We start from the raw sequence: 19,622 nt of genomic DNA, 5'->3' as shown, positions 1-19,622 counted from the left end.
TTCAAACTATTTTTGAATATCCAACCCCAGTTGCTGGGCGGACTTGGTTGGTGGCGTATCGGTTTTTGCAGGCTCCTTCAAATCGAGTTGTTCGATTCTGTCTCCACGATTTTTGATTTTTCCGGTCGTCGTAAGGATATCCTCGACATCTTTGGACGTGCTTTGAAAATGACTATGCAGTTTCTTCACCCGATCATCAAGGCGCACAACTTCTTCCATCAGGCGCCCGACTTCGGTTTGTATCAAATGCGCTTGTTCGCGCATACGGGCATCTTTCATAATGGCTTGCACCACCTGAATCGATAACATCAGAAGAGATGGTGAAACAATGATGACACGCGCGCGATTGGCTTTTTGAACGATTCCTTCAAAATCTTCATGAATTGTAGCGAAGATTGACTCCGAAGGCACAAACATGAAGGCCGTATCCTGCGTTTCTCCGGGGATCATATATTTTCCCGAAATGGCCTTGATATGTGTATCCATATCGGTCTGGAACTGGCGTTCGGCAGCCTGTTTTTCCTGAGGTGTCGGCGCTTCACGCATATTATTCCACGCTTCCAGCGGGAATTTTGCGTCGATAACCAATGACGGGGCATGATTTGGCATAAAGACCAAACAATCAGGCCGCGTTCCATTGGAAAGTGTTGCTTGAAAAGCATAGGCATTGGGTGGCAAGCCATCGGAAATAATGGCTTCCATTCTGCCCTGCCCGAATGCCCCGCGGGTTTGTTTGTTGCTCAAAATCGCCTGCAACTGCACAACTTGGCCGGCAAGCGACTGGATGTTGTTTTGCGCTGTGTCAATAACGGCCAACCTTTCCTGTAATTTGGCAAGATTTTCATGCGTCGATTTTGTCTGCGCATTAATTGTCTGGCCAAGATTGTTGCTCATACCGGTCAATTGTTCGCGGATCGATTGATTGAGTTCGGCTTGCCTGCGGCCGAATATTTCAGCCATTGTTTGCATGCGGCCTTGCATTTCGGCTTGCGTTTTCAGAAGTTCGTTCATATGGATTTCGGCATCTCTCGCCCGTTCTGCAACCTGTGTATCAAGGACAGAGCGGCGCCGGTTGCCAATGATGACAACAATGATCATCATAACAAGCATGGCCACAAGGACCATGAGCAGCCAGTCCATCATAGTGAAAGAAAAGCCGGCAACGGGAATGAGAGGATGGGACGACGAATCAAACATTTTTCAAGATTAGCGGTTTTCCCGTCACAAAGCGATCAAAAGGCTGAGAAAATCAACAATATCGCATTGACGTACGAAATGTGATTGATTACCTCTTCTTTATGTCGATAAAACCTTTAGTTATTCTCCCTGATCCTATTTTGCGCAAAGTTTCGAAACCGATCGAGCGCGTTGACAAGCCATTGCAAAAATTGGCTGATGATATGTTGGAAACAATGTATGAAGCTCCCGGGATCGGACTGGCAGCAATACAGATCGGCGAGCCTTTACGTCTTTTGGTGATTGATGTTGCCGGTAAAGACGAACCCAAAGCCCCGCAAGTTTTCATCAATCCGGAAATTTTATGGCAATCGGATGAACCCAACGTCTACGAAGAAGGCTGCCTTTCCATTCCCGACTATTATGCGGAAGTGGAGCGCCCGAAACGTGTACGTGTGAGCTATCTTGATCGCGAGGGTAAAGAGAATGAAATCGAGGCCGATGGTTTGTTGGCAACCTGTTTGCAGCATGAAATCGACCATCTCAACGGCGTTCTGTTTATCGATCATATATCCAGATTGAAACGTGATATGGTCATCCGCAAATTTAAAAAATTGGCCAAAGAAAAAGCGCAAAGCGGAGCACGGTTATAATGTCTTTGCGGCTTGCCTTTATGGGAACGCCGGAATTTTCGGTTCCCGTTCTTGAAGCACTTCATCAGGCAGGCCACGAGATTGTGGCTGTCTATAGCCAGCCGCCGCGTCCGGCTGGCCGGCGCGGATTGGAACTTACCCCCACACCTGTTGCCTCTGCTGCCGAAAAACTCGGCATTGAAGTTCTTACTCCCAAAAGCTTGAAAGACCGGCAAGAACAGGAACGTTTTTCGTCATTCAAGCTTGATGCGGCGATTGTTGTGGCTTACGGGCTTTTATTGCCAAAAGCCATTCTTGATGCACCGCGTTTTGGCTGTTTTAATGGTCATGCTTCGCTTTTGCCGCGTTGGCGTGGCGCTGCCCCCATCCAGCGGGCAATTATGGCTGGCGATAAAAAAACCGGTATGATGATTATGAAAATGGATGAAGGACTTGATACCGGCCCTATCGCACTTTCAAAATCAATCGACATTGCCCCTGATATGACCGCAGGCGAACTTTACGACGAGTTGGAAAAAATTGCCGCCCCTCTCATGGTAAAAGCCATGGAAAAGCTGGAACAAGGTGATCTGACACTGACCCCTCAGAAATCGGAAGGGGAAACTTATGCCAAAAAAATCACCAAGGATGAAACCCGTATTGACTGGTCGAAACCGGCAAAAGAGTTGCAAAAACGTATATGTGGGCTTTCGCCTTTTCCCGGGAGCTGGTGCGAGATGGAAATTTCCGGTAAACGGGAACGGGTCAAGTTACTAAAAGCAACGCTTGTTGCAAGTTCTTCCCTTGGCGCAGGCCATATCGACCCTGAAACCTTGACAATCCATTGTGGCGAAGGGTGTTTACAAATTACGCGGCTGCAAAAAGCCGGTGGCAAGGCTATGGATGCGGAAACTTTTTTGCATGGTTTTCATGTAACCAAAGTCTATTGATATGGCACGCTTCAAATTAACAATTGAATATGACGGGACGAATTATTGCGGTTGGCAACGACAGGATGGCTTAAGAACCGTTCAGGCGGCGATTGAAGAAGCCATCTTTGCTTTTACAGGCGAAAAAGTGACAATTTTTGGTGCCGGTCGTACCGACGCCGGTGTGCATGCGACAGGACAAGTTGCACATGTCGATCTTCAAAGGGATATGCGTGCCGACAAAGTACGAGATGCTATCAATGCACATCTGACCCTTAACAAAGAAAATGTTGCAATTTTGAAATCGGAAGAGGCCACCGCTGATTTCGACGCACGTTTCTCCGCCCGAAAACGCCATTATCATTTTGTCATCTTGAACAGACGCGCACCGGCGGTTCTTGAAGCAAACCGTGTTTGGTGGGTACCTAAAAAACTTGATGCGGAAAAAATGGATGAAGCGGCGAAGCGGCTTCTGGGGCTTCATGACTTTACCACTTTTCGCTCGAGTGAATGTCAGGCAAAGAGCCCGGTAAAAACCCTTGACCAGCTTGATGTCAAACGTGTCGGCGAAGAGATACATATTTATGCAAGCGCCCGTTCATTTCTTCATAACCAGATCCGGTCTTTTGCCGGCAGCTTGATGGAAGTCGGCATCGGTCGATGGAGTGCGGATGATCTTGAAGCTGCGCTTGATGCCAAAGACCGTCGCCGTTGCGGTATGGTTGCTCCCCCGTCGGGACTTTATCTCACACAAGTGGATTATTAATTTTAACGGGTGGCGAAGCGGAATTCGAAATTCCGGTAAAATATTATTATTCCCGATTTCCGAAAGAGTTCGGTTATTTTAAACAAAGTGCTGATATTTTTAGGCAAAAGAACCGAAAAGCCATTTTCTTTTTTGAAGATGAAGTTTTATAGTCATTTTATCGGGTGGTATTTTTGTGCCCTGCACAACGCGCTCAGAGGGTTTTTATTTTGGACAAAGCTTCCAGCCGCTTTCAATATCCGGTTTTTTAAAATCCGGTGTTTGAGAATGGTTGTTTATTGATAAGGGATTTATTGTGGCTCAAAAGTCAAAAAAAACAGATCAAACAAAACATGAAAAAGAAGATGTCGGCATCAAATTGACAGTCGCGGGGAAAAAGCGCGTTTTTGATATTAACGAACCGAAACTTCCCGAATGGATCCAGAAAAATGCTTTGACATCGGGAAACTATCCTTACGACAAAAAAATGCCCCGTAAGGAATATGAAGAGACATTGCAGAATCTGCAAATCGAGCTGGTCAAATTGCAATCCTGGCTTCTTGAAACGGGCGAACGGGTTGTTGCTTTGTTCGAAGGGCGAGATGCTGCCGGTAAAGGCGGGACGATTTTTACACTTCGCCAATATATGAATCCGCGTACTGCGCGCAACGTTGCTTTGCCGAAGCCCGACGAAACAGAAAGTGGCCAATGGTACTTCCAGCGCTATGTGCGCCATTTTCCTACCCATGGAGAATTCGTCACATTCGACCGCTCATGGTACAACCGCGCAGGCGTTGAAGCGGTTATGAAATTTGCAACCCCTGCACAAGTCGAGACATTTCTTGCCGAAGCGCCAACATTTGAAAAATTGATTGTTTCCGATGGCATCAGATTTTTCAAAATCTGGCTTGATATCGGGCAGGAAATGCAATTGAAGCGTTTTCATGAACGCCGTCATAGTCCGTTGAAACACTGGAAATTTTCCAAAATGGATGAAGCGGGAATTACCCTTTGGGATGATTACGGCAAAGCTGCCGATCGCATGATCGAGCGCACCCACTCGGCTATGGCTCCCTGGACAATTGTCAAATCCAATGACAAAAGGCGTGCACGGCTTGCGGTAATCCGTCGTGTGCTTCTTTCTATTCCCTATGCCGACCGCAATATTTCGGCAATCGGTCCCGAAGACGAAAAAATTATCGGCGCAGGACCGGACTTCTTACGTAACGCCAGCGAGAACCTGATCTGAATAAAGCGGGATAGGTATTTACAAAACGATACCTATCCTTTTTACTGATATCGATACACAAATATTTATGCTATGCGGATAACCGTCATGCTGCATCACAAATTGTCTTTATCCGCGTTGGTTGCTTTTTCCTTTATCTCTCTTTATCCGACAACAAGTGAGGCTGTTGATCCATCAACATCGGGATTGCCGCATTTTTTTGATTCTCAGGAACGATTGAACCATCCCAATCTCGGAACCCTTCAGAGATTGAGATTTTTAACCACTGTCGATTTCCCGCCTTTCAATTTTATTGATAAAACAGGACGACTTTCCGGATATAATATTGACCTGTTACGTGCCATTTGCATGGAATTGAAACTGGAACAAGTTTGTGAAGTGGAGGCTGTTCCCTGGAATGAACTGATCTCCCACATGAATGAACATGGCGGAGAGGCCATCATTGCCGGTATGAATGAAACACCGGAGACTGCCAAAAGCCTGATTTTCACGCAAAGCTACCTGAGGTTTCCGGCTCGCTTTGTAAGTTCGGGAAATATTGCGCTTACCGAACCTGTCGAAAAAGACTTGAAGAAATACAAAATAGGCATTGTAAGCAAAAGTGCTCATGAAGCACTTTTTTCCGCCTATTTTCCGGAAGTAAAATGGCAACCATTTAAAAATGATGAAAGTTTGCGGGCGGCGCTGAAAGCCAAAAATATTGATCTCGCATTCGGCGACGGAATGGCATTTTCCCAATGGTTGAATGATCCTCAATCGGAAAATTGTTGCCAATTTGTGGGTGGAGCATATATCGCCCCGCAATTTTTACAAAGCGGCCTTAGAATTGCCGTCTCAAAAGATAATCCGCAACTGGTCGAAGCCTTGAACTATGCATTGAAATCACTGGAACGCAAAGGAAAGCTCACCGAGCTTTATCTGCGTTATTTTCCCATCAGCTTTTACTGAGAGCTCGCCAGAACAATTTTCCGACGAGCTCCCTATAGTTACGATCACTATAAACGGATAATGACTTTACCGAAATTTTTGCCCTGAAGAAGGCCGATAAAAGCTTCTGGCGCGTTTTCCAGACCTTCGATAATATCCTCGCGATATTTGAGATGTCCCTGACGCAACCACTCTTGTGCCTGGACAATGAACTCGGGTCTTTGCTGTTCGAATTCCCGTTCGATAAAACCGCGAACAAGCATACTTTTTATCAAAATCGCATTCATCAATTCCGGCAAACGGTCAACATCGTGTTTTACATTGTTAGAGCCGTTATATTGGGCAATCAAACCGCAAACCGGTATACGGGCAAAAGGATTTAAAAGGGGAAATACTGCATCCCACACCTTGCCGCCGACATTTTCATAATAAACGTCAATACCTTCAGGACAGGCCTTGGCAAGACGTTCGGCAAAATCGGTGCTTCTGTGGTCGAGCATGACATCAAATCCCAGAACATCGCGACCAAAAGCACATTTTTCCGGACCACCGGCAATGCCGACCGCCTTGGCACCTGCGATTTTTGCAAGTTGCCCAACCATCGCACCGACAGTTCCCGTTGCTGCTGCAACAACCACTGTCTCGCCCTTTTTCGGTTTACCGATGTTGCGCATTCCGGCATAGGCAGTAAAACCCGGCATACCAAGAATACCTAAAGCAGTTGATAATGGTGCGTCAAAATTATCCAGTTTTTTTAGGTTTTCACCTTTTTCAATGCTGTAACTTTGCCAGCCACTTGCCGAGAGAACCTTGTCGCCTTTCTTGAAATCTTTGTGGTTCGAGCTGACAACTTCCCCTACAGTTCCACCGACCATGACATCACCGATTGCTACCGGCTTGTCATAGGATGGCGCGTCCGACATACGTTGACGCATATAGGGATCCAATGAAAGATAAATGATCTTTATCAACACTTCGCCATTCTTCGGTTCCGGCAATTTGACTGTTTCGAATGCAAAATTTTCTTTAACAGGCACTCCATGCGGGCGGGACGCGAGCACAACTTGTGTTGAACGGATTTCTTCCATTACTGTTTTTCCTTTCATATTTTCCAATCAAAAGATGGACTGAAGAAAGGCAGCTGTCAACAAACGTAAAGTTGGAATTTCCCTAAGCCTTCACAAGACTTATTTCGGGCGGTTTGGCGTTTTCAATGTGATGGGAGGAAGATTGATCTGATAATGGATAGAGATAATGCGGATAAAAGTGCAAACCGCAATTGCGCTCCATATTGCGATTGTCGGAGATATGAGCCGGGCAGACCCCAAAAGAACGATAGCGGAGCCGACGATAGATGCACTCGCATAAATTTCTTTGCTGAAGATTATCGGCGTGCGACCGGTCAGAATATCTCTTACGCATCCACCGCCAACAGCACTCGCACATCCCAGGATGATTGAAATCTGGATATTGCCTGTCATTTGATAAGCTTTATCCGAACCGAAAGCCGCAAAAAAGCCGAGCCCCAAAGCATCAAGCCAGAGAGTCGGTTTTTCCATCCGCATAATCAATTCCTGACAAAAAATGCCGAGCAACACCGCTCCGATAATCGCTATCATATATTCGATATCGGTAAGTCCGACAGGCGGCGTTGCTCCCAAACACAAATCGCGCATAATACCGCCACCACAGGCAGTTGCCATCGCAACAACAAACACACCGAAGAAATCGAAACCGCGCCGGATACCTGCACTGGCACCGCTTAAAGCAAAAACAAAAGTTCCAATCACATCAATCGAATGAAGAAGCATTCGCGTTCCTTTAAAATTTCCAACTACGTCTGCGATAATTTTCTAACTATTTCTATTTAATGCAAGGCCGCTTGATGTCAGAGAAGAGAATCTTCGAAACCGGATAGTATCGCAAAAAGAATACTCTAAATCTTACCTTCGCCATCCTTCTATTGGTCGATTGGCTATTGTCTCGGCCAGATAGCTTCGCTGTCATGATGATTATTTTTGTTCAGCAAATTCGCTCACTTGCATTTTCTAATTTTTGTTTGATTTTGTTTGCTCGAAGATTGAAAGATAATGAAGAAAAACGGAATTTTCTATAAGATATAATAGGGATAAAGTCAGATAGAAAACCGGCACGCCCGTAAACCCCTATGCCGATTGTTATACGGGAAAAACTTTTTTTGAACTGCCCGTGATATGAAAAATATTGTATATCTTCCGTTTCTATATAGCGGTTGATTATTGTGTGTCGATTGGCTGGATACCGCACAGATAGCTGAATTGTCAGCGCCCTCAATCCCTCATAGAAAACCGGATTTTTAACATCCTAGCTTTCTTCGTCGAATTTATTGTTCACGAGTTTTTCGAGGGCATCAAGTACTTCGCTTGCTTCTTTACCTTGCGCAGTAACATCAATATGGCTTCCTTGGGAAGCTGCCAACATCATCAATCCCATGATCGAGTTGCCGCCAACTGTCTGTCCATCTTTTTCCACTTCGACGACAGCATCGAAACTTTCGACAGTTTGCACAAATTTTGCCGATGCCCGTGCATGAAGGCCTCTTTTATTTGAAATAATCAGTTGCCGCTTTAAAAGACTATCCATTTTTCTTAAATAGAAGTTTTCTATTCATCCGATAACAGCATGCTTGGAACATTGATGTATTTACGCCCCGCATCCTGCGCGGCTTTCAAGGCATCGACCAGTTTGATATCATTTGATTGTCGCACGGATGTAAGCTTGATAAGCATCGGCAAATTGACGCCGGCGATCACTTCTGTTTTGCCTTCCTGCATGATTGAAATAGCAAGATTGGAAGGTGTGCCGCCAAACATGTCGGTAAGAATGATGACACCCTGTCCATCTTCGACCGAATTGACAGCTGCAACAATATCCTTACGACGTTGATCCATATCATCTTCAGGGCCAATACACACTGTGGCAAATTTTTCCTGAGGACCCACAACATGCTCCACCGCATGTAAAAACTCTTCAGCCAATCTGCCGTGCGTTACAAGCACGAGTCCGATCATTCAACAATGCTCCTGTCACCAGCGCCCCGGCCGTCTTGTTTCATGAAAATCAACAGTGAGTTTTGTATTTTGGCAGGTGAATTCATCTGTGCCAAGAAAAATCTTTGCCGGATATATAAAAATATTGTTTTTCAACATGATTTGAATTGGAAATTGCTTTCTTTCCAAGGTGTTTTTAGTGCCAATGCTTCAATTGCCTGACAAATTGTCAGGCTGTCAGCAGTATTCAAATCAGGAAGAATATAAAGCGGCAGTTCAATGCCACAATAAGTTATTTTATCATCCTCGGGATAACGTTTCGGCTCTTTCGATAGGCTAACAACAAAGTTGATTGCAACTTCGGGCTCGAACGCCATCCGGTATAGACCCGCCCCCCTGATCTCGATGCCGCCGGAGAGTGTCTTCGGCACCCGCCCATAGAGCTTTCCCTGCTTTGCAAACAATTCTGTATAGTCATCACTGACAAGACAACCACGCTTGCCGCACCACAATGCACGTTCAACAAGTGCCAGAGTAAGCGCCGATTTACCGGAAGCCGATGCACCGGTAAGCAAAACACCCTTATTCCCGAGGATAAAACAATTTGCGTGAAGTGTGAGAGGGTATTCAGCGCTTTCAGACACAGCTTCGTCCTTGTTTTAAAATCAAATTGCTATTTCTCGAGTGGCAGAACAATGATGAAACGGGCACCCAGTTTTTTATCCGGTTCCTTGTCGGAGTAGATATTTTCTGCTGTCAAAGTACCATTATGGGCTTCAATAATCTGCCGGCTGATCGAAAGTCCGAGACCGGAATTTTTCCCGAACGATTCAGCACCTGGCCGATCAGTATAAAAACGTTCGAAAATCCGGTCTATCTTTTCGGCACGAATTCCCGGGCCGTTATCTTCCACTGTGAGAATAAGCTTGGAACCCTCCGCATGCATGGCTAATTTTATCTTCCCGTTTTCATGCGGAATGAACGAACGGGCATTTTCAATCAGATTGGAGACGACTTGTCCGAGCCTCAAATCATGACCGGCAACAATATATTTTCTACCACCGCTGCGCGGTTTTATTTCGAGTTCGATTGTTGCCGAAACCTTGTTGCGACGAACCTCTCGCGAGGCTCTTACAATACTTTCAAGCATGGCAACCATGTCAACCTTGTCGGATGTCTCGCGCGCAAGTTCCGCGTCAAGGCGTGATGCATCGGAAATATCGGTAATGAGACGATCAAGACGGCGCACATCCTGCTGAATAATATCAAAGAGCCGTTCGCGCGCTTCATGCGTTTTGGCAAGCGGCAATGTTTCAACGGCACTTCTGAGCGAAGTTAGCGGATTTTTCAATTCATGGCTGACGTCGGCTGCAAATTGTTCAATCGCCTCGATACGTGTGTAGAGCGCATCGGTCATATCACGGATTGATGTCGACAAATGCCCCACTTCATCTTGCCTATCCGAAAAATCAGGAATTTCGACACGCTTGTTGGTGCCATGACGGACACGGTCAGCCGCTGCCGACAATTTTCGCAAGGGATTGGCAATCGTATAAGCAAGAAACAGCGAGAGAACCAGAAGAACAGCCGCGACAACCGCAAAAACTTTGAAAATTGCGAGCCGTTCAGCTGTTACAATATTGTCGATATCGGATCCGGCTGTCGACAATAACAAAACACCGACCACGGAATGATAACGCTGCACCGGAACAGCAACAGAAACAACCAGTTCGCCTTGCGAATTACGCCTTTGTGCTGTTGCCAGAATTCCGTTCATGGCTTTGACAACTTCCGGATAGACAGCACCGTTTCCGCCCAGTTGGTCTTTGTCAACAGCAATATCATTGCCGTAAATCGTGTTGGTGAGCCAGTTTCTGAACCGTTCGATAAGACCGGGCTTATCTTCGGCAATAGGCGGAAGATTGTAACTTAAAACCTGACCACTCGAATAGAGCACCATTGAATCAAGAAGCAGGTTGGCATCCCGGTCATAAATGCGGGCACGCGTTGTCTCCGGTGAAATGACATTGCGCAATAGCGGCGCAACACGTTCCGGATTAATCGGAAAATCCCAATTATCTGTCGATTCCGCTTTCGGCGTGATGCTTTCACCCGCCTGCAACTCCATAAGTTTTTCCGGATCAATCAGAATGGAATTGGTATCAACCGTTGCCGAAGCGGCAATTGCACCGGCAATAATTTTCCCTTGAGTGCGTAACGATTCAATCTTGGCGTCAATCAAACCATCCCGAAACTGGTTGAGATACATAATGCCGACGACGAGCACACAAAGTGCTGCAAGATTGAGAATAACAATGCGACGCGTCAAGCTTGAGAAAAGAAGCTGCTCGAACAGATAATGGCCGCGCCTGCGCAAACGCCCGAAACGGGTTGTCTTGCGGGAATGCTGCCCTTTTTCTGTTTTTCCCTCTGTGCCCGCTGTTGCTTCCTCGGAAACCATCCGGTCGCCCGCACCTTTCAGAGCAAAAGCATATGCCAGGACATACGCTTCTGCTAACTGTTAAAACCTGAACTATCCCGCTACCGATAAAATAAACCGGCTTTGACGAGCGGGATAATCGTTATTACACTTTACACTGGCTTTATACTTCGCGAAACCGATAGCCAACTCCGTAAAGAGTTTCAATCATTTCAAAATCGTTATCAACCTGCTTGAACTTTTTACGCAGCCTTTTGATATGGCTGTCAATGGTACGATCATCAACATAAACCTGATCGTCATAAGCAGCATCCATCAGTGAATCACGACTTTTGACAACGCCGGGGCGTTGGGCAAGCGCTTGCAAAATAAGAAACTCGGTAACCGTCAAAATGACCGGTTCGCCTTTCCACGTGCAAGTATGACGTTCCTGATCCATAACAAGATCGCCGCGTTCAATCGAAGTTGCAGCCTGCGCATTGGCTTTTACAGGCTCCCCGCGGGCTGCGGCACGCCTTAGAACCGCCTTGACACGTTCGACGAGAAGACGTTGGGAGAACGGCTTGGTAATAAAATCGTCCGCCCCCATTTTCAAACCGAAAAGCTCGTCGATCTCATCATCCTTCGAGGTCAGAAAGATTACCGGCAAATCCGATTTCTGGCGCAAGCGCCGCAACAACTCCATGCCATCCATGCGGGGCATCTTGATATCGAAGATAGCAAGATTGGGTGGGCGCGCCATCAAGCCTTCAAGGGCCGAAGCACCATCCGTATAGGTCTCGACACGGTAGCCTTCCGATTCCAGGGCTATCGACACTGATGTCAGAATGTTGCGATCGTCATCGACAAGTGCAATTGTCTGTGTCGTGGTTGCAATATCTTTCATAGTTTTCCGACTCTTTCTCGCGGTTTTTATTGTTGGAACGTTTCTTCACAAGCCGAAGAAACATCCATATTGGTTATAGCATACATTTTCTTTATATGGGTGTTGCAAACGCTTTTGCAAAACAAATGTGGTACAAATTGTGGCAAAGGCCTCGAAAGTCTTTGATTTACTAACGAAAAACACCTCTTCCGGCTTTAAAATTATAAACGTCAATAGGCCTTTGAAGTTTCATTAACTGATTTTTAAAAAAAATTAAATTTTTTAAATCGATTAAATATTTGATATTTAATATTTTTTCTGATTTTAGGAGGGGACACTCACAATCACGTGGGGCATTTTTGCTTTGAAAGGCAATAGCGGAGGTACTATGAAAGAGACTGGCATATTCAATCCAAAGGCTTCACTCAAAAGCTTCGGTTTCAAAGATCTGGGCAATGTTTACTATAATTTCAAACCGCCCTTTCTTTATGAAGAAGCTATCCGTCGCAATGAAGCGAAATTGACAGCCGAGGGAGCGCTTGTTGCCTATACAGGCCAATTTACAGGCCGTTCAGCAAAAGACAAGTTCATCGTTCGCACAAAAGAAACCGAACCCAATATCTGGTGGGACAACAACAAGCCGATGAGTCAGGAACATTTCGACCAGTTGTTTGCCGATTTTGTCGAACATGCAAAAGGCCGCGACCTGTTTGTCGAAGATCTTATTGGTGGCGCGGATCATGAAAACTCTATCAGGGCACGTGTTGCATCCGAATATGCATGGCATGCCGTTTTCATCCGCAACCTTCTCATCCGTCCGGAAGAGAAAGCACTGGAATCATACGTTCCGCAGATGACCATTATCAACCTGCCGTCTTTCCGCGCCGACCCGAAGCGTCATGGGACACGCTCCGAGACAGTCATTGCTTGCGATCTTACCCGTCTTATCGTTCTGATCGGCGGCACATCTTATGCCGGTGAAATGAAAAAATCGGTCTTCACCGCGTTGAACTATATTTTGCCTGAAAAAGGCGTCATGCCGATGCACTCTTCAGCCAATGAAGGGCCAAAAGGTGATACTGCTGTTTTCTTCGGGCTTTCGGGAACCGGCAAGACAACACTTTCGGCCGATGCAAGCCGCACATTGATCGGCGATGACGAACATGGCTGGGGCAATGACGGCGTCTTCAACTTTGAAGGCGGTTGCTATGCCAAGGTCATCCGGCTCTCTGCCGAAGCGGAACCGGTTATCTATTCCACAACCCAGCGTTTCGGTACTATTCTTGAAAACGTCGTCCTCGACAAAGACCGCGAGCCCGATTTCAATGACGGTTCTCTGACTGAAAATACACGTGCCGCCTATCCGATCTATTTTGTTGATAACGCAAGTAAAACGGGTAAGGGTGGACAGCCTAAAAACATCATCATGCTGACCGCCGATGCTTTTGGCGTTATCCCGCCGATTGCCAAACTCACACCGGCACAAGCCATGTACCACTTCCTTTCCGGCTATACTGCCAAGGTTGCAGGGACCGAAAAAGGTGTAACCGAACCGGAAGCAACGTTCTCGACATGCTTCGGTGCGCCATTCATGCCGCGTCATCCTTCCGTTTACGGCAATCTTTTACGCAAGAAAATTGCCGAACACCATGTCGATTGCTGGCTCATCAATACCGGTTGGACCGGTGGTCCTTACGGAGTTGGCAGCCGTATGCCGATCAAGGCAACCCGTGCATTGCTGAACGCTGCATTGGACGGTTCGCTCAAAAATGTCGAATTCCGCAAAGACGAGAATTTCGGCTTTATGGTACCGAAGGCAGTTGCCGGAGTGGATTCGAAAATTCTTGATCCGCGTTCGACATGGAAAGACAAAGCTGCCTATGACGAACAGGTCAAGAAGCTTGCAGGCATGTTCATCAAAAACTTCGAGAAATTCATTCCGCATGTTGATGATGAAGTGAAAAATGCAGCCCCCAAGGCGTGAATTTAAAAATAAACAAATGAAAGCCCGGTTCTTGTAACCGGGCTTTTTTATTGGCGTATCGACGTTATAATTGCACAAATGAAAAGCGATACAGGCGAACTTTTTATCAGTGCGAAAATCCGCATACGCGAAAGCGATATAGCGGAAAGTTTCATTCGTGCTTCGGGACCTGGAGGGCAGAATGTCAACAAGGTTGCCACGGCTGTACAATTACGTTTTTTTGCTTATCGGGCAGGCCTTCCCCACGATATATTCACCCGCCTCATAAAATTGTCCGGACAAAAAGCAACAAAAGAGGGCGAAATTCTCATTGAAGCATCGCGTTTTCGTTTGCAGGAAAAAAACCGGCAAGATGCGCGTGAAAGACTTGTTTCACTTATTAAAAAAGCGGCTGAACCACCGCCGCCAAAACGGCGTAAAACCAAACCGACCAAAGGTTCGATTGAACGAAGATTGAAAGCCAAAAACATTCGTTCGGAAGTGAAAAAGGCTCGTTCAAAAGTAACTCCTGATTGAAATTTAAATTCCTGCTCTATGTCTTTCATTGAAAGACGGAACACGGGTTTCCGCTCTAACGATGTGCCGCTCCCCCTTCAAAAGGGCAAGACGCGCATTTTCTTGAAAGGAGAATGCAATGGGACTTTTTAATTTCGTAAAATCGGTTGGTGAAAAACTTGGCCTCGGGGAACAAGCCCCTGACGCGCAAAGCATTAAAACAGCTTTGGATGGCCTTAATCTTGGAACAGAAAACGTCAAAGTTGCGGTCGAGAATGGCAAAGCGATTCTGACCGGCGCTGTCAAAGATCAGGCAACACTTGAAAAAGCTATTCTTGCGGTTGGCAACCTTCACAGCATTGAATCGGTCAATACCGATAATCTCAAGGTAGAGAACGGCCAAAAATCGGCAAGCAACCAAACGGCACAATCGGGCACTTCGCAAACCTCTTCGGCCTCTCAACCGTCAGGTTCACAACCGGCAGAACCACATTTTTACGAAGTGAAAAAGGGTGACACTTTGTGGAAGATTGCTGAAGAAGTTTATGGAAAAGGTCATGGCGACAAAAACAAGATTATTTTTGAGGCAAATAAGCCTATGTTGAAATCGCCTGAAAAAATCTTCCCCGGCCAACAGCTTCGCATCCCCGACCTTAATCAGGCCTGATTATTTTTTCTTATTTTTACACCATGCACCCCACGCATCCCGAAAAGTGTGAAACGGTTTTCGGACAAGATGCGTGGATACTCAAAAACGCATCCCGAAAAGTGTAAAACGGTTTTCGGGATTAGATGCGCGGGCACTAAAAAACCAATCCCGAAATGTGTGAAACGGTTTTCGGGAGAAAAAAATGGATAATCTTCCCCTGCCCGACACGTATGTAAATCTTGTCGCACAGGATAGCGGGAGGTTGCAGCGGAAGACCTGAAGCGATTTCCGAGAAAGCTATATGGAAACCGCACATCTTTAAAAGATTATCCAATCCAGTTTTTCAAAGATCAAGGCAAGCATTTTCGTAAAATTTCTTAAGGCCAACAAAAATTAGCCTTAAGGACCAGTGCTGACAATCTGTTTTTTCCCACACAATAGCCGGATTTGTTCTGTCATTTGCCATATGAAATTTGCCCGACATTGCGAGAAAATAGCAGGCTTTCATCATGCGTATTTATTCAGCCTTTATATCAATTTTATTATCCTTTATTTGCTTATAAAAAAACGTTACAGGCAATTTTTTTGTTCGCTGCTCACAGCTTCATGCGGTATTTTTAAAAGGGATTATACCGTCTTGAAGATCGGGCGAGGCGAATGATGCTCGACATCTTGAAGAGCCGTCACAGTCTGTTTATTTTCAAAGGATGGATTTTTATGGCTTTGATTATTTTCCGAACTATTTCAATCGCATCAGTCAGGAAAAACTGGTTGATGAGGTGAGAGAAATTGTCCGGCAAGCGCCATTATTTGTTCCCAGAATGCCGAAAACCGGAAAGCCGATGAGTGTCCGGCAAACCAATTGCGGAAAACTGGGTTGGGTCACCGATAAAGATCGCGGCTATCGTTATCAGGAAACACATCCTCAAACGCAAAAACCTTGGCCGGAAATTCCCCGAGAACTCCAGGAATTATGGCAAAAATTATCCGGATTTGGCGCTCCGCCGGAGGCCTGTCTTATCAACTTTTATGCGCCGGACGCACGCATGGGAATGCATCAGGACAAGGATGAAGGTGAACTTGCCGCACCTGTCATCTCGATTTCTTTGGGAGATGCGTGCCTCTTTCGTGTCGGAACGACAGTCAAAGGAGGGAAAACCCATTCATTACGGTTAAATAGTGGTGATGTCATCATGTTCGGCGGTAATATGCGGCTTGCATTTCATGGTGTTGACCGGATTTATCCTGAAACTTCTACACTTTTGAAAGTTCCCGGCCGTATCAATCTGACTTTGCGACGGATTACGCCTGTCGGATGAATTGGAAATATTGCCGGCAAAGCTTGCTTCCTGAAAGCGGTCATTTGCTTATCATGGAATAGCGTTTCACGTGAAAACTGCTTTTTAAAACGTGTTTAAATTGGCGATTATTTTTAAAAACTTGAATAAAAATCTCGATCAACAAAAATGCGTGACAGAAATCCGCCACGCATTTTATTTTTTCGTAAAAACTTTAATTCTAAAAGCAAACGTTCAATGCTGATGTTCTTCATGATTGGCAGGCATTGAATCGGGTGCTTGTGCACCGATGCCCGAAACAGTAAAGACCACATCGACAGTGCCGGCTTTTTCAAAAACCATTTTTGCCTTGAACTCGTCACCTTTGTTCAAGGTTTTGTCGAGATCCATAAACATGACATGGAAGCTGCCCGGTTTGAATTCGACTGTTCCACCAGCCGGAATCACCATACCATCCGCCTGATGACGCATTTTCATAACACCATCAGCCATTTCCATTGAGTGGATTTGTGCTTTATCGGATAATTCCGAAGATAGAGACACCAGCCTGTCAGCTTCTTTACCATGATTGACAATGGTAAAGAAACCACCCGCAACTTTTGCCCCATTCGGGGTTGCGCGTGCCCAAACATTGGTAATTTCGATATCACCAATTTTATAATCATTCGCAAAAGCACTACCGAGCGAAAAGGTTAGAAACAAACAGGCAAAAGCTGCCAGAACAGCAAAGCTTGTCCTGATCAAAGTCGAACATTTTTGAAAAGCGTAAGACATATATAACTCCTGATATTTAAAATATAAATTCGTGTTGAAGATGTTTGTGACCATTTGCCAAAGATCTTCGCTTAATTAGACGAACCGAATTGGAAATTGGCAAATGATGATAAATTGGCTCAGGAAATTATATGGGGCGGAGAACGCGCATCGTAAACAAATGATGGTCGCTCGCAGGGTAGCAACAAACCCCGAATGACAGCCATCGCCTCGCTTGAACATTCGGATGTTTCAAGAACGACATTAACCGGTCCTGATATTTGAAGTGCCGCAGAAAGAATGCAGCCACCAATGCAACAAGCGGAGATAGGGAAATGACCTTGAGTTGAACGATCTTTTCCGGTTGATGCTGTGCAAATAATGCCACCATAAGCATCGCGAACAGCGTATTCGTCAAACACACCGGCTTTTGCCATGACAAGTGATTGAATTGTCATCATAGCAACAAGCACAAATATAAAAAATTGATGCTTTACCGACTGCATCCGCTGATCCGGTGTTTCCTCGCCATTTTCATGGTTAAGAGGTCTAGAATGCAGTAAAAGTGAGCGTTGTCAAAGACCGCGTGATGCCGGGTATATCAAGAATATTGTCATTGATGAATTTACCGATATCCTTGCCTTCTTCGATGTAGATTTTTGCCAGAAGCTCGAATTCACCGCTTGTGGAATAGAGTTCCGAAACAATCTCGCGCTCATAAAGTATGTCGGCAACATCGTAAGCTGTACCCGGTGCACACTGCAACTGGATAAATATTGGCTTCATATTCATTCTCCTTTAGCCAAACAAACACATGAAATCGAGAAGAAATCAACATAGTTTCTTCATTCAGGTGGTGAAAACATGTTCATCAAGCGTCTCCTGCTCTAAAATTCGTTTGTGTTGGCTTCAATTTGCGAAAGGATAATTTATTAAACGATTTCGTCCGGCTTTTATTGGGTTAGACGGAAGAGAAAATAAATATTTTATCTTTAAAGGTTAACACAAAATCCGATATTCAATTTAAAGTTTAAAATTTTATTTTAATAGTGAGATCAAGAACAATGAATTAAAAAATTACAATGAAACATATTTTATATAAATATTATAATGTTAAGCGATTTTGAGTTCCCTATTCATAATTTCTATTGAATATCTATCTTTAAAATCAATTGCACCTATTCCCACAATCGTTTATTCTTCAGCTTTCAATGCCGGATAGGGAATTGCCATGATACCACCCATTCCTGTGCAACTTTATGTCACGGTAGCGGCTGCTACGGAGCTGACCAACCGCCGTGCAAAAAATCTTGATGGTGATTCAAGTTCCGACAATCTTGCAGAAACATTCAATGCCGTAACACCGAGCACCTCTTCACAGGCAGAAAATGGTGCACGTCAGGTTGCCAGTCGCTTCAAACCTCTGGATAACCGGAAAAGTGCCGAAGAAATCGAGGATGAAGAAGAAAAACTTCTCTATGTGCTTTCCGAAAAATTCGGTCTCGAAAAACCGCATGGTTTGCCAATTCAGGAAGCCGCAGCCTATTTGAAAGAAATTCTCTATTCTCCCCGAAATAGTTATGATCTTCGGGCCGTTGAAAAAGACCTTGGATTTGACCTTATTGGTATTTCACTCAAAGATTTTCTTGATGCTATGATTGATAGCGACAGCGATGCAGCCGCACGTGTAAGCACTGCTCTTAAAGCCTTTCTTGACTCGCAAGAAAAAGAATTCAAGCAAACGCGCCTGAGTGATGACCTCACCGCCAATCTGGAAGACGATCAGGATCCGGGGATATATTCGCCATTCAGGAAATAACGTTCGGTAATTGACTGAAATAAATAAATCGAAAAGCCTATTTCGAGATTTCGGATTAAAATTAGGCCACTCTTAGCCGGAATGAATTTTATTGAATTCTTGGAGTTCAATTCTCTTTTTCCTCGTCTATGTTTCCTCAGGCTTTTCTAAACCGGATACGTGCCGAACGTTCGATCGCCGCAACAGTCAAATCCTCAAGCTCGAACTGCTCGCGTAAAATTTGTAAAAACATCAATTCTTCTTGCCTGACGTCAAGATCGCTTGCTGCAACTTCAACGGCGAGAGCATAAGCAGTATCGCGAAGCTTTGGAGAAAGTGCCTTGCCGGTCACTTCAAGTATTTGTTCAATTCCATCTTCATGGGCGAGATAAGAACAACATTTTGCAGCCAATTGATCAAGCCGCGTCCGGTCGAACCCTCTAAAAACCGGAAAACGCGCAACAATTTCGCTAATCAATTCCAGTTCATCGTCACTCACCGCCGCGTCAGCGGCAGAAGTTGTGACCATAACATATATCAATGCTTCTTGTGCTGTCAGTTTTTCCATCAGCTCCTCCCTTTGTTACTCTCTTCGTTTACGGTTTTTTCCGGTTTTTTTCTTACAATGATTGACGAAAAGCTGTTTGAGCCAT

The 19,622-nt window shown here is 45.3% G+C and carries 22 protein-coding genes; 10 read left to right on the top strand and 12 right to left on the bottom strand.

Annotated elements, in window-relative coordinates; all coding sequences use genetic code 11:
- Positions 1–6: 6 nt before the first annotated feature.
- On the bottom strand, positions 7–1,197 hold the full coding sequence (locus tag H3V14_RS02145; RefSeq protein WP_198226231.1) for a DNA recombination protein RmuC: 1,191 nt from the start codon (positions 1,195–1,197) through the stop codon (positions 7–9).
- A 101-nt stretch (positions 1,198–1,298) separates the two neighbouring features.
- Between H3V14_RS02145 and def the strand changes: the two genes are divergently transcribed.
- From def to H3V14_RS02120, 5 genes are all read left to right on the top strand, one after another.
- Complete coding sequence (gene def / locus H3V14_RS02140; RefSeq protein ID WP_075869635.1) at positions 1,299–1,829, top strand: peptide deformylase; 531 nt, start codon at positions 1,299–1,301, stop codon at positions 1,827–1,829.
- Positions 1,829–2,758, top strand: coding sequence for a methionyl-tRNA formyltransferase (gene fmt, locus H3V14_RS02135; RefSeq protein ID WP_198214235.1), 930 nt, complete (start codon positions 1,829–1,831; stop codon positions 2,756–2,758). Before def ends, fmt begins: the two co-directional genes overlap by 1 nt.
- Before the next feature lies 1 nt (position 2,759).
- A complete protein-coding gene (truA, locus tag H3V14_RS02130) occupies positions 2,760–3,503 on the top strand; it encodes a tRNA pseudouridine(38-40) synthase TruA (protein WP_198226230.1) in 744 nt (247 codons plus the stop codon).
- A 295-nt stretch (positions 3,504–3,798) separates the two neighbouring features.
- The gene (gene ppk2 / locus H3V14_RS02125; RefSeq protein WP_369522660.1) at positions 3,799–4,731 is read left to right on the top strand and encodes a polyphosphate kinase 2; all 933 of its coding nucleotides are present in this window, start codon (positions 3,799–3,801) and stop codon (positions 4,729–4,731) included.
- Between the two features lie 87 nt (positions 4,732–4,818).
- Positions 4,819–5,679 (top strand): transporter substrate-binding domain-containing protein, encoded by an 861-nt coding sequence (locus H3V14_RS02120; protein WP_198226229.1) that lies wholly within the window; start codon positions 4,819–4,821, stop codon positions 5,677–5,679.
- Positions 5,680–5,726: 47 nt separating this feature from the next.
- Here H3V14_RS02120 and H3V14_RS02115 read toward each other — a convergent pair whose 3' ends face one another.
- From H3V14_RS02115 to H3V14_RS02085, 7 genes are all read right to left on the bottom strand, one after another.
- The gene (locus H3V14_RS02115; RefSeq protein ID WP_198214238.1) at positions 5,727–6,746 is read right to left on the bottom strand and encodes an NADP-dependent oxidoreductase; all 1,020 of its coding nucleotides are present in this window, start codon (positions 6,744–6,746) and stop codon (positions 5,727–5,729) included.
- 99 nt (positions 6,747–6,845) lie between these two features.
- Positions 6,846–7,469, bottom strand: coding sequence for a trimeric intracellular cation channel family protein (locus H3V14_RS02110; protein WP_198214239.1), 624 nt, complete (start codon positions 7,467–7,469; stop codon positions 6,846–6,848).
- A gap of 532 nt (positions 7,470–8,001) precedes the next feature.
- The gene (locus H3V14_RS02105; RefSeq protein WP_198214240.1) at positions 8,002–8,280 is read right to left on the bottom strand and encodes an HPr family phosphocarrier protein; all 279 of its coding nucleotides are present in this window, start codon (positions 8,278–8,280) and stop codon (positions 8,002–8,004) included.
- A 20-nt stretch (positions 8,281–8,300) separates the two neighbouring features.
- A complete protein-coding gene (locus H3V14_RS02100; RefSeq protein WP_198214241.1) occupies positions 8,301–8,708 on the bottom strand; it encodes a PTS sugar transporter subunit IIA in 408 nt (135 codons plus the stop codon).
- A gap of 131 nt (positions 8,709–8,839) precedes the next feature.
- The gene (locus H3V14_RS02095; RefSeq protein ID WP_198226228.1) at positions 8,840–9,331 is read right to left on the bottom strand and encodes an HPr kinase/phosphorylase; all 492 of its coding nucleotides are present in this window, start codon (positions 9,329–9,331) and stop codon (positions 8,840–8,842) included.
- Between the two features lie 29 nt (positions 9,332–9,360).
- Positions 9,361–11,148, bottom strand: coding sequence for a sensor histidine kinase (locus H3V14_RS02090; protein WP_198221490.1), 1,788 nt, complete (start codon positions 11,146–11,148; stop codon positions 9,361–9,363).
- Positions 11,149–11,290: 142 nt separating this feature from the next.
- Positions 11,291–12,013: a response regulator transcription factor gene (locus H3V14_RS02085; protein WP_075869626.1), complete on the bottom strand. Its 723-nt coding sequence runs from the start codon at positions 12,011–12,013 to the stop codon at positions 11,291–11,293.
- A gap of 367 nt (positions 12,014–12,380) precedes the next feature.
- Between H3V14_RS02085 and H3V14_RS02080 the strand changes: the two genes are divergently transcribed.
- From H3V14_RS02080 to H3V14_RS02065, 4 genes are all read left to right on the top strand, one after another.
- Positions 12,381–13,976: a phosphoenolpyruvate carboxykinase gene (locus H3V14_RS02080; protein ID WP_075913670.1), complete on the top strand. Its 1,596-nt coding sequence runs from the start codon at positions 12,381–12,383 to the stop codon at positions 13,974–13,976.
- A gap of 78 nt (positions 13,977–14,054) precedes the next feature.
- Positions 14,055–14,492 carry an alternative ribosome rescue aminoacyl-tRNA hydrolase ArfB gene (gene arfB / locus H3V14_RS02075; protein WP_198226227.1) on the top strand — a complete coding sequence of 146 codons (438 nt, stop codon included), beginning with the start codon at positions 14,055–14,057 and terminating at the stop codon, positions 14,490–14,492.
- A 118-nt stretch (positions 14,493–14,610) separates the two neighbouring features.
- Positions 14,611–15,138: a LysM and BON domain-containing protein gene (locus H3V14_RS02070; RefSeq protein WP_198226226.1), complete on the top strand. Its 528-nt coding sequence runs from the start codon at positions 14,611–14,613 to the stop codon at positions 15,136–15,138.
- 689 nt (positions 15,139–15,827) lie between these two features.
- Positions 15,828–16,439, top strand: coding sequence for an alpha-ketoglutarate-dependent dioxygenase AlkB (locus H3V14_RS02065; RefSeq protein WP_198226225.1), 612 nt, complete (start codon positions 15,828–15,830; stop codon positions 16,437–16,439).
- Between the two features lie 213 nt (positions 16,440–16,652).
- Here the strand turns inward: H3V14_RS02065 and H3V14_RS02060 are convergent, their stop codons facing one another.
- The 3 genes from H3V14_RS02060 to H3V14_RS02050 all read right to left on the bottom strand — a co-directional run bounded on the left by H3V14_RS02060 (position 16,653) and on the right by H3V14_RS02050 (position 17,957).
- The gene (locus tag H3V14_RS02060; RefSeq protein ID WP_198226224.1) at positions 16,653–17,192 is read right to left on the bottom strand and encodes a copper chaperone PCu(A)C; all 540 of its coding nucleotides are present in this window, start codon (positions 17,190–17,192) and stop codon (positions 16,653–16,655) included.
- A gap of 119 nt (positions 17,193–17,311) precedes the next feature.
- Positions 17,312–17,677 (bottom strand): hypothetical protein, encoded by a 366-nt coding sequence (locus tag H3V14_RS02055; protein ID WP_198226223.1) that lies wholly within the window; start codon positions 17,675–17,677, stop codon positions 17,312–17,314.
- Between the two features lie 43 nt (positions 17,678–17,720).
- Positions 17,721–17,957, bottom strand: coding sequence for an Lrp/AsnC ligand binding domain-containing protein (locus H3V14_RS02050; protein WP_075869935.1), 237 nt, complete (start codon positions 17,955–17,957; stop codon positions 17,721–17,723).
- Between the two features lie 445 nt (positions 17,958–18,402).
- Between H3V14_RS02050 and H3V14_RS02045 the strand changes: the two genes are divergently transcribed.
- Entirely contained in the window at positions 18,403–18,990 is a 588-nt protein-coding gene (locus tag H3V14_RS02045; protein ID WP_198226222.1) for a hypothetical protein, read from the top strand.
- Positions 18,991–19,126: 136 nt separating this feature from the next.
- Here the strand turns inward: H3V14_RS02045 and H3V14_RS02040 are convergent, their stop codons facing one another.
- The gene (locus H3V14_RS02040; RefSeq protein WP_198226221.1) at positions 19,127–19,537 is read right to left on the bottom strand and encodes a tellurite resistance TerB family protein; all 411 of its coding nucleotides are present in this window, start codon (positions 19,535–19,537) and stop codon (positions 19,127–19,129) included.
- Positions 19,538–19,622: the final 85 nt, after the last annotated feature.

Origin of the sequence: Bartonella sp. W8151, assembly GCF_016100385.1 — a bacterium.
GTDB lineage: Bacteria > Pseudomonadota > Alphaproteobacteria > Rhizobiales > Rhizobiaceae > Bartonella > Bartonella apis.
Note: the sequence above shows the minus strand (reverse complement) of the source record. Positions and strands in the feature narration are given on the sequence as shown.